A 13,251-nucleotide genomic window follows, 5' to 3' on the forward strand; every position below is an offset into this window, starting at 1 on the left:
CGGAGCCTTCATGTCTCGCAACCGCGCCCTCCTCTCGGCCGCCGCAGCCTCGGCTGCCCTCCTGGCCCTGACCGGCTGCGGCAGCTCCGGCGAGTCCGGCGGCGCCGGCGACGAGCTCGGCCTGTCGGGCGACACCCTGGTCGTCGCCACGGAGGGCACCTACCGCCCGTTCAGCTTCCACGACGAGTCCGGCGAGCTGGTCGGGTACGACGTCGAGATCGCCCAGGCCGTCGCCGAGAACCTGGGTCTGGAGATCGAGTTCCAGGAGACCCAGTGGGACGCGATCTTCGCGGGTCTGGACGCCGGCCGCTTCGACACCATCGCGAACCAGGTGACCATCACCCCGGAGCGCGAGGCCGACTACCTGTTCTCGGCGCCGTACACCGTGTCCACCGGCGTGCTCGTGGTGGCCGCGGACAACAACGACATCCAGGGCTTCGAGGACCTCGACGGCAAGACCAGCGCGCAGTCCCTGACGAGCAACTGGAACGAGCTCGCCGAGGAGAGCGGCGCGACCGTCGAGGCGGTCGAGGGCTGGGCCCAGGCCGTGGCGCTGCTGGAGCAGGGCCGCGTCGACGCGACGATCAACGACAGCCTGACGTACCTCGACTACGCCAACACCGAGGACGCCTCGGGCATCAAGGTCGCCGCGGAGACCGAGGAGGAGTCGCAGTCCGCGTTCGTCGTCACGCCGGAGAACGAGGCCCTCGCCGAGGCGATCGACGGCGCCCTGGCCGACCTGCGCGCCGACGGTACCCTCGCGGAGCTCGGCGAGAAGTACTTCGGCGAGGACGTGTCCGAGTAGTCCATGGACTGGCAGCTCGTCGCCGACTCCTTCTGGCCGCTCCTGAGCGGCGGCCTCACCGGCACCATCCCGCTCGCCGTCGTCTCGTTCGCGATCGGGCTGGTGCTGGCGCTCGTCGTGGCCCTGCTGCGGCTGTCACCGAACCCGGTGGTGTCGTGGATCGGCCGCGCTTACATCTCGCTGATCCGCGGCACGCCGCTCCTGGTGCAGCTCTTCATCATCTTCTACGGCCTGCCGGAGCTCGGTGTCCGGATCGAACCGTGGCCCAGCGCGATCATCGCGTTCTCCATGAACGTCGGCGGCTACGCGGCCGAGGTGGTCCGTGCCGCCATCCTGTCGGTGCCCAAGGGGCAGTGGGAGGCCGGCTGGACCGTGGGCATGTCGCCGGCCCGGACCCTCGGCCGGATCATCCTGCCGCAGGCCGCGCGGGTGTCGGTGCCACCCCTGTCCAACACGTTCATCTCGCTCGTCAAGGACACCTCGCTGGCCACGCTCATCCTGGTCACCGAGATGTTCCGCCGGGCACAGGAGATCGCGGCGTTCAGCAACGAGTTCATGGTGATCTACACCGAGGCGGCCCTGATCTACTGGATGTTCTGCACCGTGCTCTCCACCGGCCAGAACGCGCTCGAGAAGAGGCTGGACCGCTATGTCGCCCACTGACCGCCCCGCCGGCAGCCTCCTGACCGCCCGCGGCATCCACAAGTCGTTCGGCAGCAACCACGTGCTGCGCGGCGTGGACCTGGACGTGCGGCGGGGCGACGTCGTCGCGCTGATCGGCGCGTCCGGGAGCGGCAAGACCACGGTGCTGCGCTCGCTCAACGGCCTGGAGACCCCCGACGCCGGCGTGCTGGAGCTCGACGGCGGCCCGGTGGTCGACTTCGGCGCACAGGCGGCCGCGACGGGGTCCGGCTGGTTCACGGGCCGTGCCGCGCGGGCGGCAGCCAAGGCCGACCGGGCCGCGCTGCGCGACCGGTCCGCGATGGTGTTCCAGCACCACAACCTGTTCCCGCACCGCACCGTGCTGGAGAACGTGGTCGAGGGCCCCACGCAGGTCCAGCGTGTTCCGCGTGCGACGGCCGTCGGTCGCGCCGAGGAGCTGCTGGCCCGGGTGGGGCTCCTCGAGAAGCGCGACGCGTACCCGCACGAGCTGTCCGGCGGTCAGCAGCAGCGCGTCGGCATCGTCCGCGCGCTCGCCCTCCAGCCCGACCTGCTGCTGTTCGACGAGCCGACGTCGGCCCTCGACCCCGAGCTGGTGGGCGAGGTGTTGACCGTGATGAAGGAGCTCGCCGACGAGGGCTGGACCATGGTGGTGGTGACCCACGAGCTGTCCTTCGCCCGGCAGGTGGCCAGCCAGGTGCTGTTCCTCGACGGTGGCGTGGTGGTCGAGCAGGGCACGCCGGAGCAGATCTTCACCGCACCCGCCGAGGAGCGCACGCGCCGGTTCCTCGACCGGATCCTCCACCCGCTCGACTGAGCCCGCCCGACTGAGCCCGCCAGGCCGGGCGCACGGGACCACGCGGTGACCGTGCGCCCGGCCGGGGGCTAGGCGACGACCGGCGCGACGCGGCGTCGCACCACGTAGCCGAGGGCGAAGACCCCGAACGCCGCGGCGGCCGCCGCGGCACCGAGCAGGTCGAGCCACGCCGCACCGTGGGGCAGCACCGACGCCCCCACGACGGGGGCGAGCGCGATCCCGATGTACATGGCCGTGGAGTACCAGGACAGGGAGACCCCGGCGACGGCGGGATCGACGTCGACCAGCCGGTGCTGGATCGGGACGAGGGCCGCGGCGGTGGCCAGGCCCCACACGCCGAAGAGGACCGCGGTCCCCACGTACGAGCCCTCGACCGCGTAGAGCGCGGCGAGGGAGACCGCCACCCCCGCGAGGGCGGCGAGCGCCGTGGGCCGTGCCCCGAAGCGGTCGGTGAGCGACCCGCCCAGCCAGTTGCCGACCACGCCCGCCACGCCGAAGACCAGCAGGAGCGTCGCCAGCGACGTGCCGCTGCCACCGGTCACGCTCTCCGTCACGGCGGAGCTGAAGATGTACACCATGTTGAACGCGGCGGTGAACAGCAGGGTCGTCATCAGGGCGAGGCCGATCCGGACGTCGCGCAGCACCGCGAACCGGGCGGCGAGCCCGGGCACGACGCCGGTCGGTACGTCCCGCGTGAGGACCAGCACCGCCAGGGCCAGCACCGCCGCGAGCGCCGCCAGGATGCCGAGCGCGAGCCGCCAGCTTCCCAGCGCCGCGAGGGCCGTGCCCAGCGGCGAGCCGACGGCCGTCGCCAGGATGAAGCCGAACCCGACGACGCCGAGCGCACGCCCGCGCTGCTCGGCAGGCACGAGCGTGGGGGCCGCGGCCATCGCCGCGGGCACGAGCGCGGCGCCGCCCAGCGCGGCGACGACCCGGCCCGCCGTGAAGAGCGTGAGGTCGCCCGCGATCGCCGACAGGGCGATTCCTCCGGCGATGAGCCCCATGCCGGCGCCCATCAGCGCGGCACGTGACGTTCGGGCGCACAGCACGGAGACCACCGGCGCGAGGACGGCGACGATGATGGCGTACCAGGAGATGGAGTAGCTGACGGAGCTGGTGGACGCGCCGAGACCCGTCGCGATCTGCGGGAGCACGCCCGCGATGACGAAGGCGTTGGTGCCGACCACGAACAGAGCTGCGGAGATCAGGGCGATCCGGAGGTAGGCGCCACGCAGCGAGTAAGATCGTTCGATGAGCGTCATACGGTTGAGCGTAGCCAATCGTTCGACGCCTGTCGAACGATTGCGACGAGGTGCAGGTGGACGATGAGTGACTTCCCGAGTCCCGACATGGCCGAGGTCGAGCTCGTCGACGTGCTCCGCGCCCTGGCCGACCCGGCACGCCTGCAGATCGTGCGTAGGCTCGGCGACGGCCAGCCGTGCGCCAAGACGCCCGAGGTCTGGGGAGACCTGAACCTCTCGAAGTCGACGATGTCCCACCACTTCCGCACGCTGCGGGAGTCCGGGGTCACGCGCACGGTGGTGCACGGCCGCACGCACACCATCCAGCTCCGCAAGGACGAGCTGGACGAGAAGTTCCCGGGCCTGATCGAGGCGGTTCTGGGCGACGCCTGACGCCGAGATCCGGTGGCGCACCGCCAGATCTCGGCGTCCTGGGCGCGCTATTCGCCCGGGTAGGTCAGGCCGATCTGGGAGCGGATCTCGTCCAGGGTGGCCATGATGGCCACCGTCTCGGCGCGCGGGAGCAGCGGGCTGTCCAGCTCGCCGGCCGCGACCAGGCGCTCTGCCTCGGCGGCCTGGAAGTGCATGCCGCGACCGGTCACCTCGGCGGTGAAGGTCTCGGTCTCGGTGCCCGACGCGTCGTAGACGTGCACCGTGGAGGGGTTGTACCAGGTCGCGTCGATCTCGATGCGCCCCTCGGTGCCCAGGATCGAGGCCCGGTTGGGACCCCGGGTGTCGGACGCCGACACCGTGGTCGCGACCCGGGCGCCGTCGTACCCGAAGATCGTCGCGATCGTGGCGTCCGCGCCGGTCTCCTTGAACGTCGCGTGCGACTGGATCGTGAGCGGCTCGCCGAACAGGTCCCACGCGAACGAGACCGGGTAGATGCCCAGGTCGAGCAGCGAGCCGCCGCCCAGGGCCAGGTCGTTGATGCGGTGGGCCGGGTCGTCGGGCAGGTCCTGGGTGTGGTCCACCAGGAGGGTGCGCACCTCACCGAGCACGCCCGAGGCGATGATCTCGCGCACGCGTGCCATGTGCGGCAGGAACCGGGTCCACATGGCCTCCAGCGCCACCAGACCCTTGGCCTCGGCGAGCTCCGCGATCTCGCGCGCCTCCGCGGCGTTGAGCGTGAACGGCTTCTCGACAAGCACGTGCTTGCCGGCCTCCAGCACGAGCTTCGCCGCCTCGGCGTGCATCGGGTGCGGCGTGGCCACGTAGACGATGTCGACCTCGGGGTCGTCCACCAGGTTCTCGTAGGAGCCGTGCGCCGTCGGGATGCCGAACCGGTCGGCGAACGCGCGAGCCTTCTCCAGGGATCGGGACCCCACCGCCTGCACGGTGAAGCCGTTGTCGTTCAGGTCGGACGTGAAGCTCGCGGCGATCCCGCCGGCCGCCAGGATGCCCCATCGCAGGTGTGTCATGCCCCGAAGGGTAGTCCCGCACCGGCCCGACGACGCCAGAGCGCCCGCCCGGTCAGGACCGGACGGGCGCTCTCCTGGCGTGTGCTGCTCAGTGACGGATCAGTTGACCTGGATGGTCATGTGACCCGTCCGGGCGTCCTGGGTCAGCACCTTGATGGTGGTGCCCGTGCCGCCGACCTTCACCGAGTGACGCGGGTTCTCCGCGTCCCAGTAGGCCTCGGGGTCGGTGTCGTCGAAGACCCAGGCCGGGCTCTGCTTGCCCTGCCGCAGGGTCGTGAGCGACGTGGCCGACACCTCGCGGTGCAGCGAGATCGCGTCCGTCTTCTCGCGGCCGAACGTCGCGTCGAAGGACTGGATGCGGTTCCGGGCGATGGTGCCGTCCGACCACTTCAGCACCTGCGGGCGGGCGTCGACCGGCAGCGCCTGGCCGCCGCCCTCGTGCTGCGACGTGTTGTTGTCGCCGTACAGGCTGTTCACGTACCAGATCAGCAGGCCGTCCTGGTACGGGTAGTGCTCCACCTTGTTGCTGTTGGTGAAGCTCCAGCCGAAGTTGTACGGACCGGTCTTCAGCGTCTGGTCGTAGCCGCCGTAGACGCGGTTCTCGGCCACGTAGTAGTGCTGGTAGGCGACCTCGTAGGTGCCGTCGGCACCGACCGTGGTGAAGCCGTCGACGGTCCAGTCGGCGACGTCGGAGAAGTCCTCGGTCAGCGCGTCGCCCACGGCGACGTCGTCGACCAGGATGCCGGTCTCGTTGGTGCCGCCGTCGCTGGAGTAGCGGAACCGGACCTGCGCCGTCTCGCCCGCGTAGTCCGCCAGGTCCGCGGTCAGGTCCACCCACGCGCCGTCCGAGCTACCGGTGATGCCGGCGCCGGGGTTGGTGCCGTTCGGGTCCTCGTCCGTCGACAGGTTGTTCGCCAGCGCGGTCCAGGTGGAACCGCCGTCCGTCGAGACCTCGGCGAACGCGTAGTCGTAGTCCACCTCGATGTCGTACTGCACCTTGGCGGTCAGCGAGGCGCCGTCCGGCACGGTGAACGAGGGCGACGTGATCGTGTTGTTCAGGTCGTTGCCGGTACCGGAGTACACGAACTGCCCGTCGAAGGGTGCGATGCCGAGGTCGACCTGCTCGACGCCGTCCGGCAGGTTCACGATCGCGGCCTGCGCGCGCGTCGTGGCGTGGAACGACGGGCCGAGCTTGACGCGCTCGGTCTCGCCGGGCTCCACCGTCTCGTAGTCGAGCCAGCCCAGGAACAGCTTCTCCGTGGCACCCATGTGGTTCGGCGTGGTGCCGATGGTCCCGTCACCGTGGCCCATCCACGAGCCGGAGCTCATGAGGTTCCAGTACCCGGTGCCGTTCTCGCCGCCCGCGGTGTCGTAGTAGTCGGGCAGGCCGAGGTCGTGCCCGAACTCGTGCGCGAAGACGCCGAGGCCGCCGTTCTCCGGCTCCGTGGTGTAGTCGCGGATCCAGATGTCGGAGTCACCGATCTTGATGCCGCCCACCTTCGGGTAGTCGGCCGGGCCGTCCGTGCCGAAGCCGCCCTGGTTGACCGACCAGCGGTGCGACCAGATGGCCTCCTCGGGCGCACCGGCCTCCTCGCCCTCGCCGGCGTGGATCGCCTGGAAGTGGTCGATGTAGCCGTCGGGCTCGTTGGTGATGCCGTCGCCGTCCAGGTCGTAGCGGTCCCAGACGTCGAACGACTGCAGGTACGCCTCGATCTCCTCGGCGCTCTTGCCCGCCGCGACCTGCTGGTCGTACCAGGCGTCCGCGGTGTCCTGGATGAACCGCGTCATGTCCGTGCCGGACTCGGTGGTGCCGTAGGACGCCGTGCTGTAGGGCACGGTCACCCAGTCGGACACGTCGCCCTGCAGGTCGAACCGGCCTGACGACATCTCGTCGTAGATGCCCGCGAACGACTCGCCGTCCTGGTCCTCCAGGCCGGTGAAGAACATCTCCTGGTAGTGCTCGCGGGAGAAGTCGGACTCCCAGTAGGTGGAGTTGTCGTCCGCCGCCGGCTCCGGGATCGAGTTGTGCACCGGGCCCGCGGTGGCGTCCGGGTAGCGCTCGTCGACCTCGTCACCGAAGTCCACGAGGATGCTGAAGAGCTGCGCCGTCTCCTCGACCCCGTACTCCACGTACTCGCGCGGGGAGATCTCCACGACCTTGGACCGGTGCTTGCCCGTGCCGCGGGTCTCGACCTTGGCCTCGCCGGTGGCGACCATGTCGACGGCGAGCTGCCGCCGCTCGGTCTGCTTCTCGGCCAGGGCGTCCGGGCGGTTGTCCTCCTTGGCCGGGGCCGCCTGCTGCGGCGGCTCCTCGACGGGCGGTGCCGCGGAAGCGGTGATCGGTACGACGGCGGCCGAGAGCAGCAGTGCTGCTCCCGCGCCGACTGCACAGATACGAGAGTTCATCTTTCCTCCGTGAAGAGAGCCGCGTCCGGGACGAGGAGGTACGTACGGGTCGCCGGACCTGCTGGACACCTTTGTCCACGGAGGAGGAAACCAGGGAAATATTACGACAATGTTGCCTAGGACACACGCCAGGTTCACCCAGTTGTCCGGGTATGCGGGTGCCGAATCGGTTCGATCCCGCGTACCTTGGCGTTGCCGAGTGCCCACCCGTCGCCGGGTCCGGACCGGCCCGCTCTCACAGCGCCGCTCCCACTCCCCGGAGAATGCATGACCTCGAACAGGCCCACCGCCGCCGCGGAGTTCGCCGCTCCCCCGGTGGACCAGCGCCGCGCGATCGTCGCACTGGTCGCGCTCAGCGTCAGCGCCTTCACCTTCGTCACGGCGGAGAACCTCCCCGGCGGCCTGCTCACCCTCATCGCGCCCGACCTGGGCCGCAGCACCTCCGAGATCGGACTGCTCGTCACGGCGTACGCCGTCGTCGTGGTCGTGGCGTCCCTGCCGCTGACCCGCCTCACGCGGCGGTTCCAGCGCCGCTGGGTGCTCGCGGCGACCACCGCGGTCTGCGCCGTCGGCTCGCTGTGGTCGGCCTTCGCGATCGGCTACGCCGACCTCATGGCGGCACGCATGGTCACGGCGCTGGGCCAGGCGCTGTTCTGGTCCATCGTCACCCCGGCCGCCGCGAGCCTGTTCGCCCCCGCCGTGCGGGGCAAGATGATCGCGCGGCTCGCGGTCGGCAACTCGCTCGCGCCGCTGCTCGGCGTGCCGCTCGGCACCTGGGTGGGCCAGCAGACGAGCTGGCGCACGGCCTTCCTGCTGTTCTCCGCGGTCAGCCTGGTCGCGTGCGTCACCATGGCCGTCTCCATGCCGAACGTCGACGCCGAGCAGAGCGGCACCGCGCGCGGCACCCACCCGGACCTGCGCCGCTTCGTGATGCTCCTGGTCGTCACCGTGCTGCTCGTGACCGGCGGTTTCATGATGATCACGTTCGTCACGCAGTTTCTGCTGGAGACGGCGGGCTTCCCCGACCGCTACCTCAGCGCACTGCTGCTGGGCCAGGGCGCCGCGGGCCTGGCCGGCACCCTGCTCATCGGTCAGGTGCTCGACAGGCGGCCGTGGCACACCGTGGTCGTGGCACTCGTCGCGCTGACCGGCGCGCTGCTGCTGCTCCGGACCCTGGGCCACGTCCCGGCCCTCGCGCTGGTCGGGCTGGCCCTGTTCGGGCTGGCGTTCAGCGCCATCCCGCCCGCCCTGTCCTTCCTGTCGCTGCGGGTCGCCCCGGGCGCCACCGAGTCCGCGACCGCGATCTCCAGCTCGGTGTTCAACATCGGGATCGGCGCCGGGTCGGCGCTCGGCGCGCTGGTGGTCGCCACCGCCGGCGTCACGACGGTGCCCCTGGTCGGGGCCGTGTTCGTGCTCGCCGCGCTGGCGGTGCTCGGGGCGGACCTGTGGGCGGCGGCGCGCGCCGCCGCCCGCGGGGCCGCTACTTCGCGGCGCCCTTGAGGGTGCCCGTCACGGGCTCCTCGGAGCTGATGATGCACTGGAGGGTGCGGTCGTCGAGCTGCTCCCAGGTGTCCTGGGTCGGGTAGAAGCCGGTGTAGCCGTACTGCGACTCGTCGTAGGACAGCCCCACGAACTTGCCGAACTCGGCGTAGCACCACTCGTCGAACTTCTTCGACATGCCCTCGTCGCCCGGGTACTCGTCGGTGTCCATGACCAGCTCGGCGAAGACCTCGCCCGTGTGCGGCTCGGCGCACGGGACCACGGGAACCGTCTCGACCTCGTACTCCTCGCCCTCCGCGGCGTCGCCGTACCCGTCGAGCGCCTCCAGGTCGATGCAGTCGCCCTTCAGGATCTGGAACGCGTCCGCCTCGGCGGAGGCGGTGATCTCGCCGCCCGGCTCGTCACGCGGCGCGTCGCCACCCGACGTGATCTGGTCGAGCACACCGCAGCCGGTCAGCAGGGTCAGCGATACGGTGGCGGCGGCCGCGGCCACCAGCAGGCGGGCGGGACGGACAGTACGGTTCATCGACTCTTCCTCAGGATGTGCCCGACGGCGCACGCCGGCGGGGCGGCGGGACGGCCGCCCGGGAAAAGTACCGTCCGCCACTGACACACCGGCTCCGGAACGGCAACGATCCGGTCACGACCCCGCCTCGGCAGGTCCCGGTACCCCGGCACAGCGGTGTTCACGCGGTGTTCACCCCGGCGGGACGACGGCGACCTACCGTGGCTCGCGGGCACCCGGGTGGTGCCCGAGCAAGCCCCCGAAGCACGACACCCCGAAGAAGGAGCAGTCATGCGAGCCAGTACCCCCGGGCGCCTGACCGGCGCCGCCGCCGCAGCGGCCCTGCTGGCCGGCGCCGTCCTCGTCCCGGCGGCGACCGCGGCGACCGCGGCCCCGGCGTCGGCGAGCCAGCGCGACATCCCGGCGGCAGCCGGCGCGACCACGGACCGGGGCCATGCCGGCCACGGCCACCGGACGCTGCGCGCGGCCACCTACAACCTGTCGCTCAACCGGGCCACGCAGGGCGAGCTCGTCGCCGACCTGTCCACGGGCGACGACGCGCAGGCCGCGACGGTCGCCGAGGTGATCCAGCACGCGGACCCCGACGTCGTGCTGCTCAACGAGTTCGACTACTCCGGCGACGCCGACCCGTACGCCGCCGCGGACCTGTTCCGCGAGAACTACCTGGAGGTGCCGCAGGGCACCGGCGAGCCGGTGGAGTACCCCTACGCGTTCGTGGCGCCGTCGAACACGGGGATCCCCAGCGGGTTCGACCTGAACAACGACGGGACCGTCGGCGGAGGCGACGACGCGCTCGGCTTCGGCCTGTTCCCGGGGCAGTACGGCATGCTCGTGCTGTCGAAGTACCCGATCCGGCACGACCAGGTCCGCACCTTCCAGGACTTCCGGTGGGCAGACATGCCCGGCGCGCTCCTCCCGGACGACCCGGCCACCCCTGCCCCGGCCGACTGGTACTCCGCCGAGGAGCTGGCCGTGCTGCCGCTGTCGAGCAAGTCCCACTGGGACGTCCCCGTGCGCGTGGGCCGCGAGACGGTGCACGTGCTGGCGGCGCACCCGACCCCGCCGTCGTTCGACGGGGCGGAGGACCGCAACGGCCTGCGCAACCACGACGAGATCCGGTTCTGGGCCGACTACGTGCGCGGCGGTCGCAGCGCCCGGTACCAGTACGACGACGAGGGCCGCCGCGGCGGTCTGCGCCCCGGGTCCTCCTTCGTGATCGTGGGCGACTACAACGCCGACCCCGTGGACGGCGACTCCGTGGACGCGGCCATCGACCAGCTCCTGGACCACCCACGGATCACCGACCCGCAGGCCACGTCGGCGGGCGGGCCGGAGGCCGCGGCGCTCCAGGCGGGCGCCAACCTGACCCACCTCGGCGACCCGGCGCTCGATACCGCCGACTTCGCGGACACGACGCCGGGCAACCTCCGCGTCGACTACGTGCTGCCCTCGCGCGACCTGCGGGTCCGGGGCGCGGGCGTCTTCTGGCCGGCCGCCGCCGACCCCCTGTCCCGGCTCACGGGCGTCTACCCGTTCCCGAGCAGCGACCACCGCCTGACCTGGACGGACGTCACGCTCTGACGCCACCGGGCGCGGGGGTCGCGCCGTCCGGGCCTGCCCGGCAGGCGGGCTCCCGCGCCCGGCGTCAGAGAGCGCGGATAGGCTGACGCGGTGTCTGACGCACTGACATCCTTCGGGACCGAGTCCTCCGCCGACGCGCCGCCCGCCACGCCGCGCCGCCCCCACCAGCGCACCTTCCACGGCGACACCTTCGTCGACGACTACGAGTGGCTCCGTGCCAAGGAGGACCCCGAGGTCGTCGCGCACCTGGAGGCGCAGAACGCCTGGACCCTGGAGCGGCAGGAGCAACTGGCACCCCTGCGGCAGACCCTGTTCGACGAGATCAAGGGCCGCACGCTGGAGACCGACCTCTCCGTGCCGTCGCGCGACGGCGACTGGTGGTACTACGCGCGCACCGTCGAGGGTCAGCAGTACGCGATCCACGCGCGCTACCCCGCCGCCGGGCCGGACGACTGGACGCCGCGCGTGCTCGAGCCGGGGGTGCCCGTGCCGGGCGAGCAGGTGCTGCTCGACCAGAACGCGGAGGCGGAGGGGCACGACTTCTTCGCGCTGGGTTCGCTCGACGTGTCCGAGGACGGGACCCGCCTGCTCTACGCCACCGACACGGCGGGCGACGAGCGCTACACGCTGCGGGTCCGCGACCTCGCCACGGGGCAGGACCTGCCGGACGAGGTGCGGGACACCGCCCCCGGCGCCCTGTTCGCGCCGGACGGCGAGCACGTCTTCTACCTCACCGTCGACGAGGCCTGGCGCCCCTGGCGGGTGTGGCGGCACCGGCTCGGCACCCCCGGGTCCGACGACGTGGTCGTCTTCGAGGAGCCCGACGAGCGCTACTGGGTGGGCGTCGGCCTGTCCCGGTCCCGCACTTACCTGCAGATCGAGCTCGGCTCGAAGGTGACGAGCGAGTCGTGGCTGCTGGAGGCGGACGACCCCACCGGCGAGTTCCGGGTCGTGTGGCCCCGCCGCGAGGGCGTGGAGTACACGGTGGAGCACGCGGTGCTGCCGTCCGCGGACGGGCCGCGCGACACGCTCCTGATCCTGCACAACCACGACGCCCTGAACTTCGAGCTGGTCAGCTCCCCGGTTCCCGCGCCGGGCGCACCGATCGCCCCGGAGGCGGCCACCGTCGTCGTGCCGCACGACCCGGCGGTGCGCCTGGACGGCGTGAGCGCGAGCGAGCGCTACCTGGTGCTCTACTCCCGCCGCGCCGCGATCTCGCGGTCGGCGGTGCTGCAGCTCCCCGCGCAGGAGCCGGTGACCTGGGACTTCCAGGAGATCTCGTTCGGCCAGCCGCTGGAGTCGGTCGGCGCGGGCGTGGGCGTCTGGGAGCAGCCGAACCTCAAGGTCGGCTACACGTCGTTCGTGACGCCGCAGTCCCTCTACCTGTACGACGTCGCGTCCGGCGAGCGCACCCTGCTCAAGCAGCAGCCCGTGCTCGGCGGCTACGACCCGGACGACTACGACCAGCGCCGGGAGTGGGCCGTGGCCGAGGACGGCACGCGGGTGCCGGTCTCGCTGGTCTGGCGCAAGGACAAGGTCCGGTTCACCGACGCCGGTGACGCGCCCGCCGACCCCGCACCCCTGCTCCTGTACGGGTACGGCGCCTACGAGTACTCGATCGACCCGTACTTCTCCGTGCCCCGGCTGAGCCTGCTGGACCGCGGCATCGTGTTCGCCGTCGCGCACGTGCGGGGCGGTGGCGAGATGGGCCGCGCCTGGTACGACGACGGGAAGCTCGGCGCCAAGCGCAACACCTTCACCGACTTCGTGGCCTCCGGGCGGCACCTCGTCGACACCGGCTGGACCACGCCGGACCGCCTCGTGGCGGACGGCGGCAGCGCCGGCGGCCTGCTCGTCGGCGCCGCCGTCAACCTGGCGCCCGAGCTGTTCGCGGGGGTGCTGGCCGGCGTCCCGTTCGTGGACGCCCTGACCTCCATGCTCGACCCGACCCTGCCGCTCACGGTCACCGAGCGGGACGAGTGGGGCGACCCCCTGAACGACCCCGAGGTGTACGCGTACATGCGCTCGTACACCCCGTACGAGAACGTGGCGGACGACGCCACGCACTACCCGCGGATCCTCGCCACGACCAGCTTCAACGACACCCGCGTGCTGTACGTCGAGCCCGCCAAGTGGGTGGCCCGGCTCCAGGCCGCCGGGGCGCCCGCGATGCTGAAGATCGAGATGTCGGCCGGGCACGGCGGCGTCTCGGGGCGCTACTCGGCGTGGGAGCAGATCGCCTTCGAGCACGCGTGGGTGCTGGACGTGCTGGGGCTCGCGGACCGCTGATCCCG

General features: G+C 71.7%; 11 protein-coding genes. 7 read left to right on the top strand and 4 right to left on the bottom strand.

Annotated elements, in window-relative coordinates:
- The first annotated feature begins 10 nt into the window (after nt 1–10).
- The 3 genes from ACIBBF_RS07285 to ACIBBF_RS07295 are packed head-to-tail and all read left to right on the top strand — an operon-like array spanning nt 11 to nt 2,282.
- Nucleotides 11–805 carry an amino acid ABC transporter substrate-binding protein gene (locus tag ACIBBF_RS07285; RefSeq protein WP_397412000.1) on the top strand — a complete coding sequence of 265 codons (795 nt, stop codon included), beginning with the start codon at nt 11–13 and terminating at the stop codon, nt 803–805.
- A 3-nt stretch (nt 806–808) separates the two neighbouring features.
- Nucleotides 809–1,468: an amino acid ABC transporter permease gene (locus tag ACIBBF_RS07290; protein WP_397412001.1), complete on the top strand. Its 660-nt coding sequence runs from the start codon at nt 809–811 to the stop codon at nt 1,466–1,468.
- On the top strand, nt 1,455–2,282 hold the full coding sequence (locus tag ACIBBF_RS07295) for an amino acid ABC transporter ATP-binding protein (protein WP_397412003.1): 828 nt from the start codon (nt 1,455–1,457) through the stop codon (nt 2,280–2,282). The genes ACIBBF_RS07290 and ACIBBF_RS07295 overlap by 14 nt, the downstream gene beginning before the upstream one ends.
- A gap of 68 nt (nt 2,283–2,350) precedes the next feature.
- Here the strand turns inward: ACIBBF_RS07295 and ACIBBF_RS07300 are convergent, their stop codons facing one another.
- Nucleotides 2,351–3,544, bottom strand: a complete 1,194-nt coding sequence (locus tag ACIBBF_RS07300) for an MFS transporter (RefSeq protein ID WP_397412005.1) — start codon at nt 3,542–3,544, stop codon at nt 2,351–2,353.
- Nucleotides 3,545–3,607: 63 nt separating this feature from the next.
- Here ACIBBF_RS07300 and ACIBBF_RS07305 point away from each other — a divergent pair, with 63 nt between their 5' ends.
- A complete protein-coding gene (locus ACIBBF_RS07305) occupies nt 3,608–3,916 on the top strand; it encodes an ArsR/SmtB family transcription factor (protein ID WP_397412007.1) in 309 nt (102 codons plus the stop codon).
- 47 nt (nt 3,917–3,963) lie between these two features.
- On the opposite strand, the gene ACIBBF_RS07310 is transcribed toward ACIBBF_RS07305, so the two are convergent.
- Together ACIBBF_RS07310 and ACIBBF_RS07315 are read right to left on the bottom strand one after the other, a co-directional pair.
- Entirely contained in the window at nt 3,964–4,944 is a 981-nt protein-coding gene (locus ACIBBF_RS07310; RefSeq protein ID WP_397412009.1) for a Gfo/Idh/MocA family protein, read from the bottom strand.
- 99 nt (nt 4,945–5,043) lie between these two features.
- Nucleotides 5,044–7,350, bottom strand: a complete 2,307-nt coding sequence (locus tag ACIBBF_RS07315) for an immune inhibitor A domain-containing protein (RefSeq protein ID WP_397412011.1) — start codon at nt 7,348–7,350, stop codon at nt 5,044–5,046.
- A 267-nt stretch (nt 7,351–7,617) separates the two neighbouring features.
- Here ACIBBF_RS07315 and ACIBBF_RS07320 point away from each other — a divergent pair, with 267 nt between their 5' ends.
- Complete coding sequence (locus tag ACIBBF_RS07320; protein WP_397412013.1) at nt 7,618–8,850, top strand: MFS transporter; 1,233 nt, start codon at nt 7,618–7,620, stop codon at nt 8,848–8,850.
- Here ACIBBF_RS07320 and ACIBBF_RS07325 read toward each other — a convergent pair.
- The gene (locus ACIBBF_RS07325; protein ID WP_397412015.1) at nt 8,831–9,376 is read right to left on the bottom strand and encodes a septum formation family protein; all 546 of its coding nucleotides are present in this window, start codon (nt 9,374–9,376) and stop codon (nt 8,831–8,833) included. The two genes, ACIBBF_RS07320 and ACIBBF_RS07325, sit on opposite strands and share 20 nt — an antisense overlap.
- 270 nt (nt 9,377–9,646) lie before the next feature.
- On the opposite strand from ACIBBF_RS07325, the gene ACIBBF_RS07330 reads away from it, so the two are divergent.
- Nucleotides 9,647–10,957 (top strand): endonuclease/exonuclease/phosphatase family protein, encoded by a 1,311-nt coding sequence (locus ACIBBF_RS07330; RefSeq protein WP_397412017.1) that lies wholly within the window; start codon nt 9,647–9,649, stop codon nt 10,955–10,957.
- A 90-nt stretch (nt 10,958–11,047) separates the two neighbouring features.
- Nucleotides 11,048–13,246, top strand: a complete 2,199-nt coding sequence (locus ACIBBF_RS07335) for a S9 family peptidase (protein WP_397412019.1) — start codon at nt 11,048–11,050, stop codon at nt 13,244–13,246.
- The last annotated feature ends 5 nt before the right edge of the window (nt 13,247–13,251 follow it).

The organism is Promicromonospora sp. NPDC050880 (assembly GCF_044456525.1).
Classification (GTDB): domain Bacteria; phylum Actinomycetota; class Actinomycetes; order Actinomycetales; family Cellulomonadaceae; genus Promicromonospora.